The sequence below is a fragment of the Virgibacillus ihumii genome (assembly GCF_902726655.1).
In the GTDB taxonomy this organism is placed as follows: domain Bacteria; phylum Bacillota; class Bacilli; order Bacillales; family Amphibacillaceae; genus Lentibacillus; species Lentibacillus ihumii.
On sequence record NZ_CACVAN010000001.1, the window covers coordinates 3,082,751 to 3,106,861 of the forward strand.

Annotated in this window: 26 protein-coding genes; 17 read left to right on the top strand and 9 right to left on the bottom strand. The window is 40.9% G+C overall.

The window, feature by feature from the left end; all coding sequences use genetic code 11:
* Positions 1 to 6: 6 nt before the first annotated feature.
* Complete coding sequence (locus tag HUX68_RS15075; protein ID WP_174615580.1) at positions 7 to 471, top strand: GNAT family N-acetyltransferase; 465 nt, start codon at positions 7 to 9, stop codon at positions 469 to 471.
* Between the two features lie 352 nt (positions 472 to 823).
* The gene (locus HUX68_RS15080; protein WP_174615581.1) at positions 824 to 1,396 is read left to right on the top strand and encodes a CBO0543 family protein; all 573 of its coding nucleotides are present in this window, start codon (positions 824 to 826) and stop codon (positions 1,394 to 1,396) included.
* A gap of 239 nt (positions 1,397 to 1,635) precedes the next feature.
* On the opposite strand, the gene HUX68_RS15085 is transcribed toward HUX68_RS15080, so the two are convergent.
* On the bottom strand, positions 1,636 to 1,779 hold the full coding sequence (locus HUX68_RS15085; protein WP_174615582.1) for a hypothetical protein: 144 nt from the start codon (positions 1,777 to 1,779) through the stop codon (positions 1,636 to 1,638).
* 16 nt (positions 1,780 to 1,795) lie between these two features.
* Positions 1,796 to 2,092 carry a hypothetical protein gene (locus HUX68_RS15090; RefSeq protein ID WP_174615583.1) on the bottom strand — a complete coding sequence of 99 codons (297 nt, stop codon included), beginning with the start codon at positions 2,090 to 2,092 and terminating at the stop codon, positions 1,796 to 1,798.
* Between the two features lie 386 nt (positions 2,093 to 2,478).
* Here HUX68_RS15090 and HUX68_RS15095 point away from each other — a divergent pair, with 386 nt between their 5' ends.
* The 8 genes from HUX68_RS15095 (at position 2,479) to HUX68_RS15130 (ending at position 9,285) form a co-directional block, all read left to right on the top strand.
* On the top strand, positions 2,479 to 3,111 hold the full coding sequence (locus HUX68_RS15095; RefSeq protein ID WP_246206694.1) for a copper resistance CopC family protein: 633 nt from the start codon (positions 2,479 to 2,481) through the stop codon (positions 3,109 to 3,111).
* A gap of 12 nt (positions 3,112 to 3,123) precedes the next feature.
* Positions 3,124 to 4,239, top strand: a complete 1,116-nt coding sequence (locus tag HUX68_RS15100; protein ID WP_174615584.1) for a copper resistance D family protein — start codon at positions 3,124 to 3,126, stop codon at positions 4,237 to 4,239.
* 250 nt (positions 4,240 to 4,489) lie between these two features.
* Positions 4,490 to 4,822: a PadR family transcriptional regulator gene (locus tag HUX68_RS15105; RefSeq protein ID WP_174615585.1), complete on the top strand. Its 333-nt coding sequence runs from the start codon at positions 4,490 to 4,492 to the stop codon at positions 4,820 to 4,822.
* Positions 4,819 to 5,448, top strand: coding sequence for a hypothetical protein (locus tag HUX68_RS15110; protein WP_174615586.1), 630 nt, complete (start codon positions 4,819 to 4,821; stop codon positions 5,446 to 5,448). The genes HUX68_RS15105 and HUX68_RS15110 overlap by 4 nt, the downstream gene beginning before the upstream one ends.
* Before the next feature lie 109 nt (positions 5,449 to 5,557).
* Complete coding sequence (locus tag HUX68_RS15115; RefSeq protein ID WP_174615587.1) at positions 5,558 to 7,045, top strand: DUF4153 domain-containing protein; 1,488 nt, start codon at positions 5,558 to 5,560, stop codon at positions 7,043 to 7,045.
* 6 nt (positions 7,046 to 7,051) lie between these two features.
* On the top strand, positions 7,052 to 7,750 hold the full coding sequence (gene uppS / locus HUX68_RS15120) for a polyprenyl diphosphate synthase (protein WP_174615588.1): 699 nt from the start codon (positions 7,052 to 7,054) through the stop codon (positions 7,748 to 7,750).
* 338 nt (positions 7,751 to 8,088) lie between these two features.
* Positions 8,089 to 8,598: a YfiT family bacillithiol transferase gene (locus tag HUX68_RS15125; protein WP_174615589.1), complete on the top strand. Its 510-nt coding sequence runs from the start codon at positions 8,089 to 8,091 to the stop codon at positions 8,596 to 8,598.
* A 90-nt stretch (positions 8,599 to 8,688) separates the two neighbouring features.
* A complete protein-coding gene (locus HUX68_RS15130) occupies positions 8,689 to 9,285 on the top strand; it encodes a class I SAM-dependent methyltransferase (protein WP_174615590.1) in 597 nt (198 codons plus the stop codon).
* Between the two features lie 129 nt (positions 9,286 to 9,414).
* Here the strand turns inward: HUX68_RS15130 and HUX68_RS15135 are convergent, their stop codons facing one another.
* Positions 9,415 to 9,930 (bottom strand): hypothetical protein, encoded by a 516-nt coding sequence (locus tag HUX68_RS15135; RefSeq protein WP_246206695.1) that lies wholly within the window; start codon positions 9,928 to 9,930, stop codon positions 9,415 to 9,417.
* Between the two features lie 140 nt (positions 9,931 to 10,070).
* The gene (locus HUX68_RS15140) at positions 10,071 to 11,414 is read right to left on the bottom strand and encodes an MATE family efflux transporter (protein WP_174616483.1); all 1,344 of its coding nucleotides are present in this window, start codon (positions 11,412 to 11,414) and stop codon (positions 10,071 to 10,073) included.
* 550 nt (positions 11,415 to 11,964) lie between these two features.
* Here HUX68_RS15140 and HUX68_RS15145 point away from each other — a divergent pair.
* The 4 genes from HUX68_RS15145 to HUX68_RS15160 all read left to right on the top strand — a co-directional run bounded on the left by HUX68_RS15145 (position 11,965) and on the right by HUX68_RS15160 (position 14,385).
* Positions 11,965 to 12,153, top strand: a complete 189-nt coding sequence (locus HUX68_RS15145; RefSeq protein WP_246206696.1) for an aspartyl-phosphate phosphatase Spo0E family protein — start codon at positions 11,965 to 11,967, stop codon at positions 12,151 to 12,153.
* Between the two features lie 203 nt (positions 12,154 to 12,356).
* Positions 12,357 to 12,965, top strand: a complete 609-nt coding sequence (locus HUX68_RS15150) for a class I SAM-dependent methyltransferase (protein WP_174615593.1) — start codon at positions 12,357 to 12,359, stop codon at positions 12,963 to 12,965.
* Between the two features lie 347 nt (positions 12,966 to 13,312).
* Entirely contained in the window at positions 13,313 to 13,645 is a 333-nt protein-coding gene (locus HUX68_RS15155) for a hypothetical protein (protein ID WP_174615594.1), read from the top strand.
* Between the two features lie 365 nt (positions 13,646 to 14,010).
* The gene (locus HUX68_RS15160; protein WP_174615595.1) at positions 14,011 to 14,385 is read left to right on the top strand and encodes a hypothetical protein; all 375 of its coding nucleotides are present in this window, start codon (positions 14,011 to 14,013) and stop codon (positions 14,383 to 14,385) included.
* 307 nt (positions 14,386 to 14,692) lie between these two features.
* On the opposite strand, the gene HUX68_RS15165 is transcribed toward HUX68_RS15160, so the two are convergent.
* Positions 14,693 to 16,684, bottom strand: a complete 1,992-nt coding sequence (locus HUX68_RS15165) for an acetoacetate--CoA ligase (RefSeq protein ID WP_174615596.1) — start codon at positions 16,682 to 16,684, stop codon at positions 14,693 to 14,695.
* A 138-nt stretch (positions 16,685 to 16,822) separates the two neighbouring features.
* On the bottom strand, positions 16,823 to 17,074 hold the full coding sequence (locus tag HUX68_RS15170; protein ID WP_174615597.1) for a DNA alkylation repair protein: 252 nt from the start codon (positions 17,072 to 17,074) through the stop codon (positions 16,823 to 16,825).
* A gap of 125 nt (positions 17,075 to 17,199) precedes the next feature.
* Here HUX68_RS15170 and HUX68_RS15175 point away from each other — a divergent pair, with 125 nt between their 5' ends.
* Positions 17,200 to 19,959, top strand: a complete 2,760-nt coding sequence (locus tag HUX68_RS15175; protein ID WP_246206697.1) for a UPF0182 family membrane protein — start codon at positions 17,200 to 17,202, stop codon at positions 19,957 to 19,959.
* A 42-nt stretch (positions 19,960 to 20,001) separates the two neighbouring features.
* On the opposite strand, the gene HUX68_RS15180 is transcribed toward HUX68_RS15175, so the two are convergent.
* Both HUX68_RS15180 and HUX68_RS15185 read right to left on the bottom strand, forming a co-directional pair.
* Complete coding sequence (locus HUX68_RS15180; RefSeq protein ID WP_174615599.1) at positions 20,002 to 20,184, bottom strand: YfhD family protein; 183 nt, start codon at positions 20,182 to 20,184, stop codon at positions 20,002 to 20,004.
* 84 nt (positions 20,185 to 20,268) lie between these two features.
* On the bottom strand, positions 20,269 to 21,060 hold the full coding sequence (locus HUX68_RS15185) for a TIGR00266 family protein (RefSeq protein WP_174615600.1): 792 nt from the start codon (positions 21,058 to 21,060) through the stop codon (positions 20,269 to 20,271).
* Between the two features lie 127 nt (positions 21,061 to 21,187).
* On the opposite strand from HUX68_RS15185, the gene HUX68_RS15190 reads away from it, so the two are divergent.
* On the top strand, positions 21,188 to 23,143 hold the full coding sequence (locus HUX68_RS15190; protein ID WP_174615601.1) for an aconitate hydratase: 1,956 nt from the start codon (positions 21,188 to 21,190) through the stop codon (positions 23,141 to 23,143).
* Between the two features lie 7 nt (positions 23,144 to 23,150).
* Positions 23,151 to 23,324, top strand: a complete 174-nt coding sequence (locus tag HUX68_RS15195) for a hypothetical protein (protein ID WP_174615602.1) — start codon at positions 23,151 to 23,153, stop codon at positions 23,322 to 23,324.
* Between the two features lie 163 nt (positions 23,325 to 23,487).
* Here HUX68_RS15195 and HUX68_RS15200 read toward each other — a convergent pair whose 3' ends face one another.
* On the bottom strand, positions 23,488 to 24,102 hold the full coding sequence (locus tag HUX68_RS15200; RefSeq protein WP_174615603.1) for a spore coat protein: 615 nt from the start codon (positions 24,100 to 24,102) through the stop codon (positions 23,488 to 23,490).
* Between the last annotated feature and the right edge of the window lie 9 nt (positions 24,103 to 24,111).

The window sequence follows — 24,111 nt, forward strand, 5'->3', positions numbered from 1 at the left end:
AAAAAAATGACATATGAATTTAAGAAAATGACACAGGAGCAGGCGGAAGAAATTGCTTATAATTGGCATTATGATGGTGAGTATTCTTTTTATGATATCGAAGCAGATGAAGAAGACCTGGAAGAATTTTTGGATTCCCAAGCGAGAGGTGACTCCAGTTTTGCTGTTACAAACGACGACGAACTAATCGGTTTTTTTAGAGCCAGCCAGAAGTCGGATGGCATTGTGGATGTTGGTTTAGGCATGCGGCCAGATTTGACAGGGAAAGGAAACGGATTGGAATTTCTGAAAGCGGGTATAGAATTTGTTCACTCAGAATACGCTCCAACTAAAATAACGCTGGCTGTTGCAACGTTCAACCAACGAGCAATTAAGGTTTATCGGAAAATTGGATTTGAGGATACTGATATATTTATGCAGGATACAAACGGTGATAGGTATGAATTCCTGAAAATGGCTTATGAATGTTAGATGGGATTAGTAGATATTTATTTAGATGTGTAATATTCATATGAGGAATTTGCCAACCGCTTGTTGTTGGAACGGAGGCCGAAATTGCATCAAATTTATAAACAATAATGCAGCAAGAGCTTCAGCTAAAGGGCTGAGGCTTTTTTTGGCAGTTAAGAATAAAATCCTTTCTTACTGCATAAGTGCAACTATGACTGTCACCTAAAGGCTTGGTGACACCCAAGTTTTCTAATCATCCAACATCCTGCGCTGCAAACAGCAGATACATATTACAGGCAATATTGGAGAAGCTGTTAAATGGTAAGTCTATCCTGGAGTTTTCACATGGAAATTTAAAAAGGGGTGCTTATTTTTGGAGACTGAACAAATCAAACAAATTGAACAGATAAATAAATTAGAAAATAAACTTACACCAATAAAGGTTGATTATTGGCAACAGTATTCCAGCTTTCATTCATGGGAATTTTGGGTTTTGCTAACTGTCTTTGTATTATCTTTAATTTGTCTATATTTATTTATCGACAGAAAAAAAGCACTTCATATTGGTTTTTTTGGATTTAATATTCATGTTTGGTTAAATTATTTGGATGAAATAGCGATATTTAATGAATTATGGAGCTTTCCATATAAGTTAATCCCTTATTTGCCTGTATTTACTTTTGAGGCATCTTTTGTTCCAGTAGTTTTTATGTTCGTTTATCAATGGACAATAAACCATGACAAAAATTACTACCTGTATGCAACAGGTCTGTGCTTAATACTCGCTTTTTTATGGAGGCCTTTGTTGTCAACTGTTGACTTGTTTCAAGTGAAGAATGGAATTAATTATCTTTATGTAATACTAGGATATTTAATTGTAATGGTAATATCGAAATGGATAACCAACATATTTGTTCATTTTGAAAAAGAAAAGAAATCAACCTAAAGGTATGATACTTGAATTACAGTTGACATAATCAGTGAACTAAAAAAGTACAGTCACTATGGATTTAATGGTGATAAAGGGCTTAAAAAGAGGAGGGGATAACTAACTGGATGGGGTACATGAAAAACGCTGAACAATCAGATTCAGCGTTTTAAAAAAAGACTATTATCAGTGTCTCATAAGGAGAGAATAACTCATAGAATGTGGATATATTTTATTCCAAGTGGTAATTCGTTTACTTAAGCCATAGCCTGTTGTACTTGTTGACCTCCACCTTGGTTTCCGCCATTTCCGCCAGTAACAGTTCCAAATATAAGCAAGAAAATTAATACAACAATGATTACTCCTTGATTAAAGGCAACTCCATCAAATTCTTCAAACATTTATTATCTCTCCTTTCTATTCATTTAGACGCTGATTAATCGCTCCCATAACATCGTTAATGGTCATATCACCGTTGTCCTTCAAAAATTTAGCCATTCGATTCATATTGTTATTTCTAGAATTCGGTTGCGGTAATTCTCCAGTAATGAGTACATCAACTGTTGGCTCATCTCGATAAACGGTTACATAATCAATTCTAAGCTTTCCAGTAACAAGTAATGCAGCTGCAACGATTTCTAAATTACGTTGTTGTAATAAATCAGCTGTTGTAAACGAGTGAACATTGTTTTTTCGGTTATTTTGATTGGGCATATATGAAACCTCCTTAGACAAATGAAGGTATTTGTAGTTCAAAATAGAGTTTGATAAAAAGCTGAGTATGTAGGATCAGCATTTTATCGAAGAACCGTATTGAAGGGATACGTAATAATAAAAAGGTATTAAAGTATAATATAGGTTTGGTTGTTTTCCGGATATTTTTCGTGTCTTTCTTACCCATCTTATGATTATAATTTTATTTTGTATAGGCAGAGGCTTGGGTATAGATTCTAAATGGAAACATCTTTTCAACAATTAGACATTACAGCAATAAATACGTCAAACGACTTGAAAAATTTGTGAAAAAATGTTATATCCCAACATTCCGTTAGCTTTTTATGGTATGATTTAAACGAAAATTAGATGAGGGGTGTAATTAATTGAAATATATTCCAATGACTGTAATAAGTGCATTCGTCTTTATGTTTATCTTTTCGAGTGCCGCTGTCCAGGCTCATTCAGTAGTGGTGTCATCAAATCCGGAAGAGGGCTCAACTGTCACCGATGAAATCACTTCCATAACGATGACATTTAATACAACGATTGAGCAGGAACAGGATGTCTATCTGGAAAATGAAAATGGGGAGAGAATTGAATCTCAGGAAATAAGCATCGAAGGAGATACAGTTACTGCATCGTTTGCGGAACCTCTGGAATCCAGTGATTATACGGTGTTTTTTGAAGTCTTCGGCGCGGATGGCCATTTGGTGGAAGGCCAGTTTGCTTTTTCTGTAGATACAGGAAATGAAGGTCAAGAAGAAACAGCCGAGGATTCAGGTACTGATGCGAATAGTGAAACCGGGGGTTCCGATGATTCTGCAGCATCTGGTAATGATACGAAGTCAGATTCAGGTGAATCATCTCAAGAAGAAGCAGATGCTGGGACAGCCAGTGCTGAAGCTACAGGAGATGATGGCTCAGGCGGCATTTCGGGTGGCGTAATCGCTATGATCATTGCACTAGCCGTAATTGCTATAGCCATAGTAATTTTCCTTGCGCGAAAACGCGCGTAAGGAAAGAGTCATATGGTTATTGTAACGCAGGGACTGCTGTATTTATGTTTTTCTTTATTAATGGGTACGATGCTTGGATATTCTGTTCTGGCAGGACAAATGCCTAAATTTTATGTGCCAAAATGGCTGTTGCTGGTAGTAACAGCTGGTGTTGGGCTGCTATCTTTCGCACCTGTGCTTACAATCATTATTAATTTTACAACAGACATGGGACTCTGGACTTCTGCTGAGGTAGTCTTATTTGAATTTGGCACCGGCAGAACCTGGCTGTTTATTTTTTTCATATCTGTGTTGCTGTTTTGCCTGATTGCATTTGGAAACATAGCAAATGACCGGCTCCTGTCAGGTATCGGCTTGTTGTTTGTTGTACTGCTGGCGACTGGCCAGGGTGCTTCCAGTCACGCTTCCGGACTTCAAGCGGTTTGGGGCACAACAGTACATACGGTTCATTTGCTAGCTGTCAGTGTCTGGGGCGGTTTGTTGTTTATCTTTGGATGGTTTACTCCGGAAAAAGTAGATTGGCAACGGAGCCTGAAATGGTTTACGCCGCTTGCTATTACATGTGTCCTTGCTTTGATTATATCCGGTTATTTCACAATGGATGTAGTTATAAACGATGTCAGCGGAGAATCTTCGAGTATCTTTAACCGTTTTGGAAACAGCTGGCTGACTGATTATGGTCAAGCATTGCTGTTTAAACATTTACTGCTTATTCCGCTATTAGGATACGGCATCATCAATGGCTTCCTGTTCCGTCAAAGATTGGCGAAGGACCCAGGATATCAATTGCAGCCATGGATGAAAGCGGAATCCATTCTGATTCTTATCGTATTTACAATTACGGCGTTCATGGGAGAACAGGCATTGCCCAATCAGATAGCGACTATTATTGAACAGGAAGGGGCATCTTCTCTTTTTCAAGCTATATACGGCCAGACGGTTCATCCCGAAATGATGGTCGCCCTTGATGTTGGATTTGTGAGTGTTGTAATGTTTATACTTGCAGCTGTGTTTTTCATATGTATGATCTATATTGCCAAAATGAAAATGCATCCTGCCTTGTCACTTTTGATGGCCATGTTCTTTGTACTCACCGGATATCTTGGTTTGATGATTGCTGTGGCCTGACTGAATAACAACAGAGGGAATAGCATGAAGAAGGAGTTAAAATAAAATCTGGAAAATGACTGTATGAAATGATGAAAAGCTGCCCTCATAGTTTATGGGAGCTTTTTCTTTGACTTAAGCAATACGATCGGGGTGTTAATCGGATTGTAGGGTTTTATAAATTTTTAGTGCAGTGAAGGTTAAAGTTCTTTACAAATATCATTTCAACCATTAAAGTAAAGATACCTAATAATTCTAGGTAGGTGAAAACATGTTCAACCGGGAGCTTATCAAAGGGAGCACGTCCCTTTTGATTTTGCAGTTGCTTAACGAACGGGATATGTATGGATATGAACTGGTGAAAGAGATGGATCGACGCAGTGACCACAATTTCCAAATTAAAGAAGGGACCTTATATCCGGCACTTCACAAACTGGAGAAGCAGGAATATATCGTATTTTACTGGCAGGATCGGGAAAAAGGACCGGCTAGGAAATACTACCACATTACGGAGCAAGGCAAGGAGATTCTCGAGGAGCGAACCAGTGAATGGCATCGTTATGTTCAGGTCATGAACAATCTGATCAGGAGAAATGAATCATGACCGATCAGGTTGAAAAGTTCTTCACAAGGCTTGAGACATTGCTTGGAAATCATCCGGATAAAAATAAAATCATGGAGGATTACCGCCTGCATGTTGAGGAACTGCTTTACGAGGAATCGTTTGACCCGGAAAAAATATACGATGAACTAACACTGCGGATAGGCTCACCAGAGGAAATAGCCCGGCAATGGCGTCAGGAGACAATCACCCCAGGCAGAATGCAATTGCTATTTGTTCTGTTGAATATCGGGATTTTTGCCGGGGGAATCGCACTTACTCTATTTTATAACTACTTTAACTGGGGATGGGTAGAGGCGCTGTGGACCAGGCTTACAACTATCCCATTTATTATTATGGCAGGATATATTATGTTCTGGGGACTGCTGGGTTATGAGATTGGAAAGGAATTTGGTGCTGGAGGGCGAAAGCTTTTGCGACGCACGTTCTTCATTTCGATAGTACCGAATTTATTTTTTATGTATTTGGTTTTGTTTAAAATAGTTCCCTATGAATGGTTTGATCCACTGCTCAGTTTTCCTTTCATTATTGTTTGTATTGTTTTTACTGGATTCCTCTACCCTGTATGCCTGGCAGGTTTTCGATGGGGGAGAAGAACATCTGTATAAAGGACTGATTATCCGGCTGGAAGTTGGTCCTGCTTAGGTAAATATTTTTTTGCATAACTACATAGAACTACTTTGTATATAGAATAACACAGTAAGGGGTGGTCGGTAGATGGATACCATAATTAAGAAGAATGAATGGCTATTTATGCTCAGTTGTCTTGGGCTTGGCATACTAGCAGAAATCAGCTTTTTTCATGCCCGGATAGGAGTCTCATATTTGGTTTTTTTGACAGGGTTCTATCTGGTGGTGTTTGTGAGGTTTAGGCGCGGGTTCAATCACCGGAGGATTGGCCTCTTAATAATGGGGTGTATCTGGCTCCTGGCAGCGAGTTATTTACTGTATGACAATGGGCTTTTTTACCTGCTGAATATCGTAGTTATCCCATTTCTTGTACTGTTCCACGTGGTTTTAATTACAAGCCCCGGCAGCCTGAAATGGGGTAAACCCATATTTTTGCTGCGAATGGCGGCGAAAATCGGGCAGGGCGTTGCCTACAGTACCCGGTTTTGCAACAGATTATTTAATCAGCTATTTCGAAATATGAATAAATCCACATCACAGACAGTAAAACGGGTGATGCTTGGTTTTCTGATTGGTATCCCTCTCATTGGAGTCATTACAGGTCTTTTAATGTCGGCGGATGCTGTCTTTAAGGACATAGTGCTTCATTTGCCAAAGTTTATTTTTGATCTTAACTTGGAATTGATTTTCCGCACAGTGGCTGCCTTGATTTTCACGTTTCTCTTTTTTGGAATTTTGCAGGTTCTCCGGAATACGAGACGGCTGCCCATTCAGATGAAAAGAGACTTGGAGAATGGTAAAAGTGCAATCAGCTGGAATGGGGTAACGGCAGTGACAATTCTGGTTCTGCTTAATGCGGTTTACGCCCTTTTTGCTGTGATTCAGTTCACCTACTTTTTCGGTGATGGACTTCAGGCAGGATACAGTTACGCGGAATATGCAAGACGTGGTTTTTTCGAACTGGTACTCGTCACATTGATCAACTGGACGATTTTGATTTGTTGTCTGAAGCTTGTGCGTGAACAGGGGGCAAAACTAAAGCTGGTGCTTAAACTGATGTATTCACTGCTGATTATCGTCAGCGGAGTGATGCTAGTGTCCGCGTATCAGCGGTTAAGTATGTATGAAGCTGCATATGGATTTACCATGGACCGGATTTTGGCTCATGCATTTATGATTTTCCTGATTGTGGTTTTCACCTACACATTTATCCGTGTCTGGCTTGAGCGACTGGCGCTTTTGCACTTTTATCTGATTGCGGGTTTGATGTTCTATACGGCACTGAATGTCATGCATATTGAACAGATAATAGTAAATGAGAATCTGGAGCGTTTTGAGGAGAGCGGCAAGATTGATATTCATTACCTTAATTCTCTTTCATATACAGGTGTTGAGGGATTAATAGAACTTTACAAAATGGATCCGGATTATCCGGAGCTTGAACGTATGCTGTATTTCCGCCAGCAGACGATGAAGAATAATCCACTGGATGACTGGCAATCGTTTAATTTTACGAAACGGGAAATACGCGAGCGGCTGCTTGAACTGGAATTGGATAAATACGGAGGAGCGTGAAGTTAAATGTATCGAGGCAATCCTGACCATGTGGCAATCATCATGGATGGAAATGGCAGATGGGGTAAAAAAAGACGTCTGAGTAGAAGCGAAGGCCATTATGCGGGGGCAAAGCGTATGGAAGAGATTATTGATGCCGGTATTGCATGTGGCATCAAGGTCCTGACACTGTATGCCTTTTCCTCAGAAAATTGGTCCAGACCGTCTAACGAGGTGAATTACCTGATGGATTTACCAGTAAGATTTTTTAATAAAAAACTTCCTGAGTTTATGAAGAGAAATATTCAAATAAGGATTTCCGGAAACATATCTCCGTTACCCGATAAAACCCGGGAAGTGTTGGCAAAAGCAGTTGCCCGTACAGAAAAAAACACCGGTATTATTGTCAATTTCGCTTTCAATTATGGTGGCAGGGGCGATATTGTCCAAGCCGCCAGAGCGCTGATTGAGGAAGTTAGGAATGGGAACATCAGCGAGGATGATATAACTGAGGAAAAAATGCAGCAGTTTTTGTACACGGGGGACCTGCCGTCACCTAATATGATTATCAGGACGGGCGGTGAGAAGCGGATAAGCAATTTCCTGCTTTGGCAGTCTGCTGAATCAGATTTTTATTTCACGGATGCGTATTTTCCCGATTTCACGAGGGAGATGTTTGCCGAAGCGATTGGTCAGCAACCGGTAAACAGTTATTTGAGCGGGTGAGTCATAAAGTGTTTCGAAAATGTTTAATCTTCATCAAGCGGTATAGCTAACCTAATTAGTGGCGTCATTTTGACTGGGATAAGATTGTGGTAGGGAAGAATATTTTGAAGATGTGAAGTATAGGTTAACTTTATTTATAACCTTTTATATTTCATGGAAATTTTATTTGTGGTTTTTTAAGATAAAGTAAAAGGTGACGCTTATGGATAGAAAATTTAAAGGGTCACCTGTGTTCTTTGAAAAGAGGTAATTAGTTTTTTATGTTAAAATATAATGAGGATTATGAGAAAATTTATGTTATCGATAAATAAGTATAAAAAACAGGAAGGGGATTAAAAATGGATGTAAGATTTCCGATTGGTGAATTACAAGTTCCTGAAAAAGTAACATTAGAAAATATTCAAGAATGGCTGAAGGAAATCGAAACCTACACGACTCGATTAAGGGGAACTGTTGACTCATTAGGCGATGAGGAATTAAGCAGAACATATCGTGATGGCAGCTGGACAGTCCGTCAGCTTGTTCATCACATTGCAGATTCTCAGTTGAATATGTACCAACGTTTGAAGCTGGCATTAACAGATGAGAATCCAACAGTACCAGCTTTTGATCAGGAAAAGTGGGCTGTTCAACCGGATACAAAACTTCCTGTAGAAAGTTCTGTTAAACTGCTGGAAGGTATAAATGAGCGTATCGTATCTTTAGGGAATAGTTTAACGGAAGAACAATTAACTCGTGCTTTTACCCACCAGCGAAACGGTGAAATAACAGTTGCAACAAAAGTTGCAAAATTAGCTTGGCACGAAGAGCACCACTTAGTCCATATCAAAATCGCATTATCAAAATAATACAATATGTATGGAATGGGCTTATCGAAATTTGGTAAGCCTATTTTTAATTATGAAATAATTAATTTATGTCAAAATAAGGAGTCGAGTATGGATAAGAATGTTTTTGAACAGCTTGCAAAAAAATATGATACAGAAGAAAGAATTGAATTAGCAAAAGTTATTGTTAAGGAAGTAAGACCGGAATTACGAAATAGCGAATCGAAAACCTTATTAGATTATGGGGGTGGTACCGGTTTAGTCAGTTTAGAGGTATCAGATTTGGTAAAGTCCATTTTGCTGGTGGATTCATCAAACGGAATGCTGGAGGCTGCGAAAGCTAAAATTGCCCACAAAGGGATTGCAAATGCAAAAGTACTTTATTCGGATTTTACAGAAGAAAGTCCTGAACTTAAGGGGGATATAGCGTTAATGTCATTAGTTCTGCTCCATATTCCGGACACTAAAAAAATCTTGCAGGAATTGTACAACGTCTTAAATGATGGAGGCAAGCTGATTATTGTGGATTTTGACAAAAACGAGAAAATAAATCACCCGAAAGTTCATAATGGTTTTTCGCATGACGAACTGAAAAACAAGTTATCTGAAGTTGGATTTAAATCTATTGAAATTAGGACGTTTTATCATGGTGACCGTATTTTTATGAATCAGGATGCTTCTATGTTTATATCCAATAGTATGAAGTGAAGCGCTTTTTTTCTGCTGATTGAAGTTCATAGTATGGCCTCTTTATGTAAATTGAACGTATACAATTAAAGAGCCTTCTCATTTTTGTAATGGAAGGCTCCCATACAGTTCATTTCCTGATCTTAATGGTTAAATTAGTGGTCCCTGATTCCGCTGCTGCTGTCGGATAATACGATTATGGTGATTTTGGTCCGTATTACCCAGGGATGATTCCGCTGCAAACGGAATATATTCCTCTTTTTCATAATCTGGAAGACTCTGCTTTCCTAATGACTTATATCTAATTTGAAATTCCTCCTGGAATTCAGGCGTCTCCTGCTCCGAAGTTGTCTGTTTCATGCCTGCTATCCATGTCTCGAATTTATAAGTTCCTCTATTAACAATTCCACACAGCTCTTCAAGGGATTGGGTCAATTCCATTAAACAATCCAAGCCATTTCTCACAATAAGTCCCTTTCGTTTTGCTTTTTCAACGGAGTGTTCCAATCTGTAGGAACTTTCCTGATAATGAAACTCAATAAAGCAACTGGTGCGGTCCCAATTGAAATGATACTCCTCGATTTTTAATTCCTTCATAACCTTGAAAAGCTTTCTTTCATACACACTTTGCTCATTATGAGGCATCCATTTTAAGAGATTTTTCATGAACATACGATTCACCTTCTTTTTTAATGTTGTGGATCCGTCACCTTATATTGTTGATTTCTATAAAATGAGCAAAATTCCTTTAAAAATCGTTTTACAATTATCGACCTTTTTTTCAAAAAATAATAAATCAGTTGCTATTATTTACTTCTGGAAAACAATTGTTTCTCACGCCATTTGCCGAAGCGGAAGTACATAAAGGCCACAAAACTGCTCAGCAGAAAACTGGTACCCATGCCAAGCGGGATTCCCGTATCGCCGAACCAGCTGGAAAATATGTAGCTTAATGGAAAACGCAGCACCCAGAACGAAATGATATTTAACACAAGTACCTGGTACATTGCACCGGATGCCCTGACAATGCCATTTAAAACAAAGTTGATGCCGAGAAACGGATAACACAGGGCAATAATCTGTAAATACTTTGTTCCGAATGCCACCGCTTCAGTATCCTCAATAAACAGCCGGATGCCATATTCCGCAAACAGCACAACGATGATTCCGACCAGCAGCATAATCGAAAAATTGTAAAGTACACCGTATTTGGCTATCTTTTTTACCCGCTGCCAGTCATGGACACCAATGTTCTGCCCCGCCATGCTGTTCACAGCCGTTCCCAGCGCATGGGCCGGCAGCATCAAAATTCTGTCGAGCCGCTGGGCAGCCCCGAAACCTGCTACAACACTGCTGCCAAATATGGTGACGACACTCATAATGGCTGCTGAACCGGCTGAAATAACTGCCATCTGCAGACCGGCTGGAATACCCAGGTTTAATATCAAGCCGACCTCTTGCTTTGAAGGCATTGTCGGGGCGCTGAACGGAGCAAGTTTTTTGGACAACACATAAATGATGCCGTAAAAAAATGCTGTACCTTGCGCCACAATGGTGGCGTACGCTGCCCCGCTGATACCGAGATTCAGCCCGGCGATAAACAGCGGGTTTAAAATAATATTAAGCAGGACAGCAATTATCACAAACCGAAGCGGGGTCTTGCTGTCGCCCATTGCCCTCAATACAGTACTGATAAAGTTGTAGCCGAATAAGAACAAAATTCCAAGAAAATTGATCTGTAAATATGCCTTGGCTTCAAGCAGCATATTTTCCGGCGTTCCCAAAAGAAGAAGCAGCTGCTCCGCCAGCACAAATCCGAGTATGCTCAAGCCCAGTGCGAGTATCGTCAAGATAATGACAAACGCATTCAAATAGCGTTTCAAGCCGGTTTCATCATCTTTTCCTTTTTGCTGGGAAAGAATAGTTAGTGCAGCGTTATTAAGTCCCAACACAAATGAAAGCACTGTAAAAATAATCGTACTTGAAATCGCCACCGCTCCGAGTGCATTTGCCCCGAGCAGGTTCCCAACCCAAAGGCTGTCAGCAAATTGATACGATGTCTGCAGCAAATTCGTCAGCATCAGCGGTCCGGAAAAAATAATTAAATGTTTAAAAATATTCCCTTTTGTAAAGTCATGTTGTTTTTTCATTTGTAGTTTGTCTTTTGGTTTTCCGTCCATTTTGAACTTCTCCATTTATTTAAGTAATCTCCTAATTTAATTGTAGCATGGAATATTTTTACTAGAGTAGTCTTTACCTTGTAAATGGAGGGGTAAATGTTTATATATTAAGCAGATGGGTATCAAGTACTAAGTTATCTCTTAATTTAATATGAATTTTGATCATAACTGGTATCATGGAAGTTTATACAAAACATCTTGGAAAAACTATTAAAAGGAGGGCGGATGTACTATTTCAAACATAGCAGATAACGCATCCAAGTATGTGGTTACCGTTGATCAGTTCAATTAATTACGGGAGATAACGAAGTATTTCTCCAGCGTGGAAGTATAACTGTAATTAAAATCGAATAGGTGTATCATGAATGTGAAAATCACTGCACGACATTTATACGTATAGCAGTATAAGTGAGTCACATGAAGAAAAGTTTTAATTCAAAGGTACAATGAAGTTTTTAAGCAGTTTTTAATCTCCATTATGCGGGTTAGATTCAACGTTGGTGGAGAGGGAGTACGAAAGTTGTATAGCATCAAAGAATTAAAAAGAAAGATAGAGGAAACAAGAGAAAGAATGTATAAAACCTATAACCACAATCCGAATGATCCACAGGTTTTGGCTATTTCGCAGCGCTTGGATGTATTATTAAATGAATATGATCAGGCACTGGAAAAATCGAAGAAACATCATTTAAATGGAAATTCAGATTAGGTATAAAATGGTTTAGGGATACCATGTCCAATATCCCCATGCTTGATGGGATATTGGACACTTTTGTAAGGACAGCATGTTGAATAATTGCGGCTATTTGAGTACCATTAATAAAATGTTGCTAAGGGTATTTTTCTCATTATCAGGAATATGATGGTACAATATCTTTTAATAATATAAAGTTGATTCGGAGTTGATGGTAAATGGACAAAGAAAAGCTGATTAAAAAGTACGATAACCAAGTGGATGTGTATAAACGGGCACTTAATAATCGGACACTTGCCAGGTGGAGGACAGAACTGTTGAATGATGCGCATGGAAGGGTTCTTGAGGTTGGAGTTGGCATCGGTTCTAATTTTCAGTTCTATAATCGTGAAAATGTCTGTCTTACAGGGGTGGATTTCAGTCCGGAAATGATTAAGGCTGCACGGAAAACTGCTTCAGCATGTCACATTGATGCAGAACTTTTGCAAAAGGATATTGAGGAAATGCAGTTTGAAAGCGATTCATTCGACTGTATCGTTTCTACTCTCACATTGTGTGGTTATCCGCATCCTGTCAAGGTACTGAATAATTTTAATAAATGGTGTAAAACAGGTGGAACAGTTTTGTTAATGGAACATGGACTAAGTTCCAATATCATATTCTCCAATACACAAAAGCTGATTGATCCATTATTTATTAAAGCTACCGGATGTCATTGTGACCGGAAGATTATCAATATCGTTGAAGAATCAAACTTGAAGATTGAGCGTACGCAAAGCCACTGGTCTGGTATCATACAATTGATTTGGGCGAGCGTGGATAAGTAATGCTTGATGCAGACAGGTGCCGTGTGTGATAAGCCGGATTTAATCCCGGCGTGTAAAATATTTTAGATTTATTTGACAATTATTATAAAACCTTGTATTATTTTAGTAGCATATTCCACTCGCTTTCTTCTAAAATCTGCGACAAATGAACTCTTCTGTTAATGCTTCATAGTATTTAAAACTTCGACAATTGCTTCAAAACTTTCTTTAAGTAACCTCGTTTAACTTTTCAACCTATTATTCTTTCAATTAAAATGACAGATTCTCTTTATTTATTCCCATCACAATTGTGATATTGTGCACAATGTTTCACTATCATGCTGTAAATATAAGGGAGGATGGATGATTTGGGACACGATATTTGCTCATACAATAATGTAGGAAAAGAAATTGGCTATGTCCGTTTCACTATGGGGGATGCGGTGGCTCCTATCTTTTATGATCTGTTCGATGCAAATGAATATTATGCAGGTGTCAGCGGTTCAGGCGGGATGGCAACACTGACGTTGGATCAGGTTGAAGAAGCTATGAAAAAGTATGGCCGTTTTTATGACAAGGATTTAAGTAAAAAGGGAAGTGAAAATTTTCGTGCATGGCAGCAGGATGAAATTTTGAAGTTTATAAACAGCTGTCTGGAAACTGCCGGGAAAGAAGGGGAAGTAAGGGTGTGTTTTGCTTAACAATAGACTATTTGATGTATTGAGATAAATTAGAGGGAATGGTCATTTTTGCGTATTTTCTCTGTAAGAATAATTCATAGTGAAGGGATAATCTGAAGCTGCTCGATGAAGGTGAAATGTTGTTAAAGTGGTGAAAAGAAGGGGTATTGGGAACAGAGGTTATCAGGAAAGCCATACGGGAATGTGCATCCTTTAAATTAATACAAACGCCCGAAGCAGTATATACTGTTCCTGGGCGTTTGTATCATAGGATCTTTGAGTTCATATTGCTTATACTTCGCGTTATCCTGTCTACGGCGGGTTCCGTAATTTTTTGTGCGAATTGATTGCAGCAATTGATATAATACACTTAAGAGGTGAAGAGAATGGACAAGAAAGAGTTATCTGAGATGCTCTCCATGCTGTTTGAAGAAAAATTACAGCCCATGAATGAGCGATTGGAGATGTTGGAATTCGGGCAAAAAATGATGAGTGAGCGTTTCGGGAAGATGGAAAGCGGTCAAAAAGTTATGAATGAACGTTTCGGGAAGGTGGAAAGCGGTCAAAGAGCTATGAATGAACGGTTGAGAAAGGTGGAAAGCGGACAAAAAACTGTCATTGATAAACTTGATAACGTGTCGACTCAAGTGGCTAAAAATACAGAACTGCTTTCGAGTCTAGAGGGTATGGCAGGTAATGTATCTGAACATGATACGGACATTAAACTGCTTAAAAAATTCGTTGCAAAAGATTGGGCATAAAGCCCTCAAAAGCGGTCTTTCTGGTCTGATGTGACCCTAAAAAATGGCAGGACCTTGATTGAAAGTCAGATATCCTGCCGATTGCGTGTGCATCATTTTCTCTGATATATCCACGTTTCTAGATTGATTATCCACGATTTCACTTACGATATTCGCGATTTCTTATATTATATCCACGATTACCACTATAATATCCACGAATCTATTTTTATAAAAATCTTCTTGGCTGCACTGCATAAGTACAGCCAAGCCCGTCACTAAAAGACTGTAAAAAGCGCCCAATCAATTATTGACCGGGCGCTTTAGTTTATTTTGTTTCCATTTGTTCTTCCGCAAACTTGATGAAATAATCAAGTGAATTCTGATTGCTCAATGATCCTTTGTTGACGACTTTATCAATTGGTTTACCCATCAAAATCTTCTTAACCGGGATCTCCAGTTTCTTTCCATTTAACGTTGTTGGCAGCTCGGGAACTTGGTATATTCCGGTTGGAATATGTCTTGGTGAACATTTTTCCCGGATTTCTTTTTTAATTGTTTTTTGGATGTCCTCCGTTAATTCCTCCCCATCCTGCATGGTAACGAATAGTGGCGTGTAGGAATCCCCGTTGTTACCTGGGATGTCAACAATCAGGCTGTCTGCCACCTGTTTGACATGATCAACGGCACGGTAGATTTCACTTGTGCCAATTCGGATACCGCCGCGGTTAATGGTTGCATCAGACCGTCCGTAAATGACGCACGTGTGTCTGTCGGTGATTTTGAGGTAATCCCCATGCCGCCAAATGCCCTGGAACATATCAAAATAACTGTCATGCATGCGGCTGCCGTCTTCATCATTCCAAAAGTAAATCGGCATGGACGGGAATGGTTCAGTCAGCACCAGTTCACCAACTTCATCGATATGCGGGTAAGCTTCATCATCAAAGCTTTCAATTTTTGCTCCAAGACCACGGCATTGCAGTTCTCCAGCATAGACCGGCAATATAGGTGCACCAAGAATAAACGCTGTACAGACGTCGGTTCCGCCACTTGCCGATGCAATCCAAAGATCTTTTTTTACATTATCATAGCACCACTGAAAACCTTCAGGAGGAAGCGGTGAACCAGTTGAACTGATGTTTTCCAGATGACTCAGGTCAAATTCTTTACCCGGTACGAGATTTTCATCTTTCATACATGCGGTAATATAGCTTGCACTCGTGCCAAATGTCGTCATTTTTGTATCCTGAGCAAACTTCCAAAGCATTTTTTTATTCGGATAAGCCGGGTTTCCATCATATAGAATGATCGTGCTTCCAGCCAGAAGGCCTCCGACAAGGAAGTTCCACATCATCCAGCCGGTTGTGGTAAACCAGAAAAAACGGTCCCCTTTACCAAGATCAGCATGGAACGAGAGCGCCTTTAAATGTTCGAGCAGGATACCACCCTGACTTTGAACGATTGGCTTCGGTTTACCGGTTGTGCCGGATGAGAACAATACCCATAACGGGTCATTGAATGGCACATGCTCATATGTTAATTCAGGTTTTTCATCCGCCTTAACAGCATCTTTCCACTGAATAGCATTTTTTAAGCTGCTAAAATCTGCTTCTTCATTTAAAAACGGAATCCCAATCGTTGCTTCCAACGTTGGCAGTTCCGACTGGATATTTTCAACCACCGGCATCCGGTTAAATTTTTTCCCGGAATAGCTGTAGCCATCCACCGTTAGCATCACTTTCGGTTCGATTTGTTTAAAGCGGTCAATCACACTTTGCGTACCGAAGTCGGGTGAGGCACTGGACCAAATTGCACCAATGCTTGCTGTAGCCAAAAACGCCGCAATAGTTTCATAGATATTGGCTGCATAGGCAACAACCCGGTCACCTTTTGCTACGCCGAGCTTTTTTAAGGTTTGCTGTAATGCAGCAGTGTCCCTGTATAGTTGACCCCATGTTATTTCATCTCTCTCTCTCGTTTCGGAGGCGTGAATAATAGCGGGTTCTTGTTCATCCCGGTCTCTGAAAATATGTTCGGTATAATTGATTGTCGCTTCCGGAAACCACTTGGCACCGGGGATTTTGTGTGTGCTTAACACAGTTTTGTATGGCTGTTTTGTCTGGATATCAAAATACTCCCAAATAGATTCCCAGAAAAGTTCCAGTTCATCGGTTGACCATTTCCAGAGTGATTGGTAATCATCAAATTTTAGTCCTTTATGCTGTTCGAGCCATTTCATATAGTTATAAATATTGGATTGCTCTTTTCTTTTTTCATCAGGCTCCCAAAGCAGGGTACCCTCTTGTATCTCGCTCATTCTTCCCCTCCTTGTAGTGTACAGTCATTATCTCTATTATATGAAACCGTTTCCTTCGTGTAAAGAAAGGCGAGGGACCCCAGCTTCAAAACAAAATTCGGATAGTGTCTGACACCGCCCGAATTTTGTTGAATAATATCAGGATTGATTATTATACTCGGCAAATTTCACAAAGGTTATTTCATCTTCAACCAGTCCACATGCACCGCACTGGATTCTGTATTGCGGACCATTGTAAGCAATATGAAAAACTTCCGGATCTTTATCTGAATAATCGTTAATGATATCGCCGGTTTGTGCGTCCAATTTAACCGGTTTGGCCATCTGTTCAATAATGTTAAACCGGGACCGGTTCGTTTTACAGTTAGGGCAAAGATATTGCTGTGTCATGTAAACCACCTCCATTTCATACTATGCCTAATAAAAATGTTATTATCCGTCGAATTTCGACAAAAACCGGGTGGTGACAGGCAACTCCGAATACTGTAAGCTGTATGGGAGAGGGGGAGTTCTATTTGAATGATGATAACAATAATAATTTTACAGAACGTCATAAAGAGAGAATCAATAAAGTTTTAAAACGCACTGGCTACATATTGATTATTCCTGTTGTGCTTCTTATTTCGGGCTTGCTGTCACTTGGTTTCATTACTGATTACATATGGATGGATACAATTGGCTTTGCAGGGGTGTTTACAACTGTTTTTAAAAGTAAAATCTGGCTTGCAGTGATCGGATTTCTGTTATTTGCAGTTGTTACCTTTTTTACGCTTTCCTGGATTCGTCACACGTATCTCGGCCACATGGATCGCAGTCAATTGCCGGCTGTCTTACTGGAACGGAAAAAAATCATTCCAATTATAGTAGGGATTGCTGCTTTAATTGGCGTTTTCGGGAGCAGTATTACACAGGGATTCGGCTGGGAGCGCACATTGAAATTTTTCAACCATGCTTCATTTGGACAGACCGATCCATATTTTAATCTGGATATTTCTTTTTATTTATTTGTGCTGCCATTTTTAAAATATATTGTTTATTTACTGCTTGGTCTGGGTGTTTTTCTACTGGCAGTCGAGGCGGCAGCTTATTCCGTTTTTCATATTTACCGAATGAGCCGCTCTGCTCAGTTACATTTAGGCCTAACGCTCGGTTTCATCGGACTGCTGCTGGCGGCCCTTCACTTGCTGGAACCATATGATACACTGTTGACTAATAAAGTGAGTTTGTTCCAGGAAAGTGTTGTTCATGGATTGAGTTATACTGACAAGGTTATTAATATACCGAAAGCCTATGTATTGGCAGCCGCAGCATTGATTGGGACAGTATGGATGATTGTTGCACTTGTTCGGGGGAAACTCCGCGGGATGGTCACTCCGGTTGCCATTTATGCCGGATTATTGATTGTCGGTCAATTGGCATCGGGATCGGTACAGAACTTTATCGTCTCACCGAATGAATTTTCCAAAGAGCGTCCGTTTCTTGAACACAACCTTTCTTATACAAAAGATGCGTATGCCTTGAATGATATTAAGGAAATGCAGCATCCGGGTAATTCTTCGTTGAGTGAAGCGATGGTCAAACGAAACCAGAAAACGATTGATAATATACGGATGAATGATGCACGTCCGTTGCTTGACGTATACAATCAGTTGCAGACATTCCGCACCTATTACGAGTTTAATAATATTGACATTGACCGTTACAGGATTGACGGAGACTATGAACAGGTTTTTGTGGGGGCAAGGGAATTGAGTATGAAAGATCTTCCGGATCAGGCAAAAACATGGGTGAACCAAAACCTGCGCTATACACATGGTTACGGGATTACCATGAGTCATGTCAACCAGGTTACCCCACAGGGCCAACCGAAATATATGGTAAAAAACCTTCCGCCAGAAGGGGTGTTGGATATCAGCAGACCACAAATTTATTTCGGTGAAGAATCCTATCAAAATGTTTTAGTTAACAGTAAAGTGGATGAGTTTGATTACCCTTCAGGCGAAAAAAATGTTGATACACGCTTTAATGCAGACTCGGGGATTCCTTTGGATGGAATAAACCGGCTTTTATTTTCGTTGAATGAAGGGTCATTCCGAATGATGATATCGGATCAGATTACCGATGAAAGCAAACTGCTTGCTACGCGAAATATTATGGAACGGGTTAAGCGGATTGCGCCGTTTTTTACCTATGACAAAGACCCGTATATTGTTGTCAGGGATAACGGAAGTTTGGTCTGGATGATTGATGCATACGTGACAGCAGAACGGTATCCAAACGCTGAACCTTACAAAGGAGAAAAAAATTATATTCGCAATCCCATCAAAGTGACGGTGGATGCCTATACCGGTGACGTGAATTTTTATGTTGTTAATCCGGATGATCCGCTATTGAAGACATATCAACGTATTTTCCCGGATATGTTTACTTCTGACATCCCTGAAGATATCCAGGCACATTTCCGTTATCCGGAGAAGCTGTTCACCGTACAGGCGAAAATGTATGGAACGTATCACATGTCAAATCTGGAAGTGTTTTATAATCGAGAGGACTCCTGGCAGTTTCCAACAGAGAAGTATTTTAACGAGGATATTGTAATGGAGCCTTACTATATGACCATGCGCCTGCCTGAAGAGAAAGATGAAGAATTTATTCTGATGCAGCCATATACACCGAAAAACAGGCAAAATATGATTTCATGGATTGGCGTACGTAATGATGGTAAAAATTACGGGGAATTGTTTGTGTATCGTTTTCCAAAACAAAAAAATATCTATGGCCCGCAGCAAATTGAGAACCGGATTAACCAGGACGGGGAAATATCGAAGCAGCTCAATTTATGGTCACAGGGCGGTTCAAAGGTAATCCGCGGGAATCTGCTTGTGGTTCCAATTGAAGATACGATTCTTTATGTTGAACCCGTATACATTGAATCTTCCAATGCAACGTCATTGCCGGAAGTGAAGCGGGTTATTCTTGCTTACGGGGACTACATTGTAATGGAAAGAACCTTTGATGATGCACTTGATGCGATTTTGAAAAAAGTTGATTCATCGGGCAGCAAAAAAGAAAATGGTAATAATGACGACTCCCAAAAGGATAGCAATACAGAAGAAAAAGATGATTCATCACAGCCGTTAACGAATGCGGAAGAACAGTTAAGAAACCTGTCAGATCTGTTTGATACGTATAAAAAGGCACTGTCCAGCGGCAACTGGCAAAAAGCAGCTGAAATTATGGAGCAGATCGAAGGAGAATTGGCGGAAGTTAACTGATATAAAACCGGGCTCAGAAATGATTGGCTGAGCCCGGTATATTTATTTCTGCGAATTATTTTTAGCCCGTTTGTCCGCTGCTTTGCTTCTTTCCTGTGCTATTTTGTCGTCATAATCGGCAAGTTCCTCGGAAAATTCAATATCACGTCCGTCCGATTTTTGGTTCTTCGGAGTCTGTGCAAGCCGGTTCCTGCCTCTGGATTTATTGTGCTCATCTCTGCCCATGCTCATCACCCCTGTATTGAATTTTCAAGGTTAGTATGTGCAGATAGGGGCTTTTTAAAACAGGAAAATCCCGGGCGGTACTGCCTATTTCCCGCCAAGCAGGTCGTACAATCCGCCGGTGATACTTCCTTCACCTTTGTCGCCGCCTTTTTGGGGTGCTGCGGCGAATACTTTGCTGGCCAGTCGGCTAAATGGAAGCGATTGTACCCATACTGTGCCCGGTCCGCGCAGTGTTGCGAAAAATAGACCTTCCCCGCCGAATAATGCTGTTTTAATACCACCGATGTATTCAATGTTGTAGTCGACGTCTCCGGTCATGGCAACCAAACAACCGGTATCAACCTTCAATGTTTCACCTGGTTCCAGAACTTTTTTGTGCATCGTACCACCGGCATGAACAAATGACATGCCGTCTCCTTCCAGTTTTTGCATGATAAAACCTTCACCACCGAAGAAACCCGCACCAATTTTTTTCTGGTATTCGACCCCGACCGAAACACCTTTTGCTGCAGCCAGAAACGAATCCTTCTGGCAGATAAGCTTTCCGTCAATTTCACTAAGATCCATTGGAATTATTTTGCCGGGATAAGGTGCGGCAAATGCAACATGTTTTTTTCCAGAGCCTTGATTGGTAAAGGTTGTCATAAACAGGCTCTCCCCACTAATAACCCGTTTGCCCGCACCGAGAAGTTTGCCCATCAGTCCGCTTCCCTGTTGCTCGGAGCCATCGCCAAAAATGGTTTCCATACGGATATCACTGTCCATCATCATTAGACTTCCGGCTTCAGCAATTACAGTTTCCTCCGGGTCCAGTTCCACTTCAACAAACTGCATATCATCGCCATACATTTTAAAATCAATTTCATGATTATTCATTTAACCAACCCCTAATCTTTGATAGTAGATAATACGATTAAGAATGCGAATGGATTCGAATTTCCTGCAAATATTATTTGCGTATATTCATATACTAAAAAAGTATATTTATGTAGGAGGAATGTCCATGCCATTAAACATTACACAGAAGTTGATAAAAGATCATCTCGTAACCGGTGAAATGGTACCAGGTGAGGAAATTGGACTGAAAATTGATCAGACTCTGACACAAGATGCGACAGGTACGTTGGTTATGCTGGAGCTCGAAGCCATGGAACTGGATCGCGCCAGGACAGAAGCTTCCGCACAATATGTGGATCATAATCTGATTCAGGAAGACAACAAAAACCCGGATGACCATCTCTTCTTGCAAAGTGCGGCACAACGATTTGGCCTGTATTACAGCAGACCGGGCAATGGGGTGAGTCATCCGGTTCATATGCAGCGTTTGGCCAAGCCTGGTAAAACATTGCTTGGATCTGACAGCCATACATGTGCTAATGGCTGTATGGGGATGCTTGCGATGGGTGCTGGCGGTATTGATGTGGCACTAGCGATTGCAGGGGAACCATTTTATGTAAAAATGCCGCAAGTATGGGGGGTTAAATTGACTGGTAAACTTCCCGATTGGGTGAGCGCCAAAGATGTCATTTTTGAATTGTTACGCCGCCATGATGTAAAAGGCGGTGTCGGAAAAGTCGTTGAGTATTTTGGGCCCGGCTTAAAACATCTGAGTGCCATGGACCGGCATGTCATTGCCAACATGGGCGCGGAATTAGGGGCAACGGGCACCGTATTTCCATCTGATAAGGAAGTAAAGCGATTTTTAAAAGAGCAGGATCGTGAAGATGACTGGATCGAATTGGAAGCTGATAATGGTGCGGAATACGACATCCTGGAGGAAATTGATCTTTCCGCACTCGAACCGCTCATTGCCAAACCTTCCAGTCCCGGAAATGTAGTACCTGTCAAAGATATAGCAGGCACACCTATTTACCAGTCATATATCGGTTCATCAGCGAACCCGGGATTTCGTGATTTTGCGGTCGCTGCACAGACCGTATCCGGGAAGCATATAGCAGATGGAATGTCATTTGATATTAACCCGACTTCAAGGCAGATGCTTACCGATTTGGTTAAAGAAAGTCATATTGCGAGTCTGCTGCAGGCAGGAGCGCGCATGCACCAGGCGGGGTGTAACGGCTGTATTGGAATGGGACAGGCTCCCGCCACGGGAAGAAACAGTCTGCGCACCACACCACGGAACTTCCCCGGCAGATCCGGGACGAAAGAAGACAGCGTGTATCTGTGCAGCCCGGAAACAGCGGCAGCATCTGCATTGACGGGTAAAATCACCGATCCGCGTACATTGGAAATGGATTACCCGAAAGTAAAAGATCCAAAGCATCCAACAACAGATGTGAACTTGCTTGACAATCCGCTCCCGCATGCAGATGCACGGAAAGTTGATCTGCAAAAAGGGCCGAATATCGCATCAATCCCGAAAATGGATGCTATGCCGGATCAATTTGAATTGCCTATTTTACTAAAAATGGGTGACAATATTTCGACGGATGAAATTCTTGCCGGTGGAGCGCGGGTATTGCCGTACCGAAGCAATCTGCCGGAAATCAGTAAATTTACATTCGAGATAATCGATGACACCTACTATAAGCGCGGAAAAAGCACAGTGGAAAACGGGGGACATGCGGTAGTCGGTGGATTTAACTATGGTCAGGGCTCAAGCCGTGAGCATGCTGCCTTGGCACCGCGATACCTTGGACTGCGGGTCGCTCTCGTGAAGGATTTTGCCCGGATTCATTGGCAAAACCTGGTTAATTTCGGGGTGCTGCCGTTAACATTTGTAAATGAAGAAGACTATGACCTGTTAAAGTCTGGCGACACGCTTATCCTGACCGATATGCGGAACAAAATTCAGCAGGGATATGAATTTGATATCGAAGTGAAGGATAAAAACCAGCAAATGAAGGTTAGACACAGTCTGTCCCAGCGGCAAATTGACATTATGCTTGCCGGTGGTATTATCAACTGGGCCAAAGACAGGCAAGCAGCAAAGGGGTGAAAAATACATGGAACGAGATTATAGATGCAAGGCATGCGAAGGAACTGGAATGCTGTCTGATGACGAAGGCTGGCAGTACAAATGCAGTGTTTGTGATGGGGATGGCAGCTATGATGTAAAGGACATCGACCGGGGCGCTCGAATCATGTCAGTAGATGAAAATAACCGCCTGCTGGATTAAATCTGCACACGAGTAGGGAAGTTCTTTGATACGCACTTGTTGAACTGAGGTCTTTAAATGGTCTGAGGCAGTTGTTGCCTCTTTGGTACGATGGCAATTTGCAACATAAAAACACCTCGCTCGGATAAAAATCAGAGCGAGGTGTTTTTTGGAATTCAGTCAGTTAATGAGGCATTGTGCCCTGTGTTGGACCATAACTATTCTGAAATGCCTGCATATCTTGCGGTTGCAGTTTTGGTACTTGATAATAATGGTTTTTGTTCTGGTATAAAAATATTTCATATGCCATTTCAGCCATGTTTGGGATACTATCCTGCAAAATCCGGCGCATTACCGGGTTGGACATTTCAAGGGCTGCTGACGTAAATGCTGTGGCATTTGCTTTCATACAGCCAAGCATGAAACCGGAAATGCACTCATCATTCAGTTCGGTGGTTGACTGAATAGGTGTCTTCGGTTGTGAAGGCTGCATACCGTAAATAACATTGTTGTCCTGCTGCATTTCGTAGCTTTGTGTTGGTGTTGACGGGTCTTGTCCGGATTTAAACGTGTCAACCATTGTGTTGTACAATTGCGTGCAAAAAGTCTTGTGTTTTTGCATCATCGTTTTCAATTCCGGATCCTGAGCCTGCTGCTCGTACATGGTATATTGATCCATACCACCGATAAGTGTTGAAAGTGCCTCGTGCGCATCGAACATATCATGAGCACCATACTGCTGTGCTGGCATGCCAGTCATACCTTGAGTGTTTTGGTTTTGCTGTTGTTGATTATGCATTGCATTGAC

Bases quoted from the DNA above. Each gene is read 5' to 3' on its own strand.
- HUX68_RS15090 (WP_174615583.1), bottom strand. From the start codon at position 2,092: ATGCCCAATCAAAATAACCGAAAAAACAATGTTCACTCGTTTACAACA.
- HUX68_RS15170 (WP_174615597.1), bottom strand. From the start codon at position 17,074: ATGACACAGCAATATCTTTGCCCTAACTGTAAAACGAACCGGTCCCGG.
- HUX68_RS15130 (WP_174615590.1), top strand. From the start codon at position 8,689: ATGGATAAGAATGTTTTTGAACAGCTTGCAAAAAAATATGATACAGAA.
- HUX68_RS15100 (WP_174615584.1), top strand. From the start codon at position 3,124: ATGGTTATTGTAACGCAGGGACTGCTGTATTTATGTTTTTCTTTATTA.
- HUX68_RS15115 (WP_174615587.1), top strand. From the start codon at position 5,558: ATGGATACCATAATTAAGAAGAATGAATGGCTATTTATGCTCAGTTGT.
- HUX68_RS15190 (WP_174615601.1), top strand. From the start codon at position 21,188: ATGCCATTAAACATTACACAGAAGTTGATAAAAGATCATCTCGTAACC.
- uppS (WP_174615588.1), top strand. From the start codon at position 7,052: ATGTATCGAGGCAATCCTGACCATGTGGCAATCATCATGGATGGAAAT.
- HUX68_RS15160 (WP_174615595.1), top strand. From the start codon at position 14,011: ATGGACAAGAAAGAGTTATCTGAGATGCTCTCCATGCTGTTTGAAGAA.
- HUX68_RS15085 (WP_174615582.1), bottom strand. From the start codon at position 1,779: ATGTTTGAAGAATTTGATGGAGTTGCCTTTAATCAAGGAGTAATCATT.
- HUX68_RS15150 (WP_174615593.1), top strand. From the start codon at position 12,357: ATGGACAAAGAAAAGCTGATTAAAAAGTACGATAACCAAGTGGATGTG.
- HUX68_RS15135 (WP_246206695.1), bottom strand. From the start codon at position 9,930: ATGAAAAATCTCTTAAAATGGATGCCTCATAATGAGCAAAGTGTGTAT.
- HUX68_RS15195 (WP_174615602.1), top strand. From the start codon at position 23,151: ATGGAACGAGATTATAGATGCAAGGCATGCGAAGGAACTGGAATGCTG.
- HUX68_RS15180 (WP_174615599.1), bottom strand. From the start codon at position 20,184: ATGGGCAGAGATGAGCACAATAAATCCAGAGGCAGGAACCGGCTTGCA.
- HUX68_RS15125 (WP_174615589.1), top strand. From the start codon at position 8,089: ATGGATGTAAGATTTCCGATTGGTGAATTACAAGTTCCTGAAAAAGTA.
- HUX68_RS15140 (WP_174616483.1), bottom strand. From the start codon at position 11,414: ATGAAAAAACAACATGACTTTACAAAAGGGAATATTTTTAAACATTTA.
- HUX68_RS15105 (WP_174615585.1), top strand. From the start codon at position 4,490: ATGTTCAACCGGGAGCTTATCAAAGGGAGCACGTCCCTTTTGATTTTG.
- HUX68_RS15200 (WP_174615603.1), bottom strand. From the start codon at position 24,102: ATGCATAATCAACAACAGCAAAACCAAAACACTCAAGGTATGACTGGC.
- HUX68_RS15110 (WP_174615586.1), top strand. From the start codon at position 4,819: ATGACCGATCAGGTTGAAAAGTTCTTCACAAGGCTTGAGACATTGCTT.
- HUX68_RS15165 (WP_174615596.1), bottom strand. From the start codon at position 16,684: ATGAGCGAGATACAAGAGGGTACCCTGCTTTGGGAGCCTGATGAAAAA.
- HUX68_RS15075 (WP_174615580.1), top strand. From the start codon at position 7: ATGACATATGAATTTAAGAAAATGACACAGGAGCAGGCGGAAGAAATT.
- HUX68_RS15185 (WP_174615600.1), bottom strand. From the start codon at position 21,060: ATGAATAATCATGAAATTGATTTTAAAATGTATGGCGATGATATGCAG.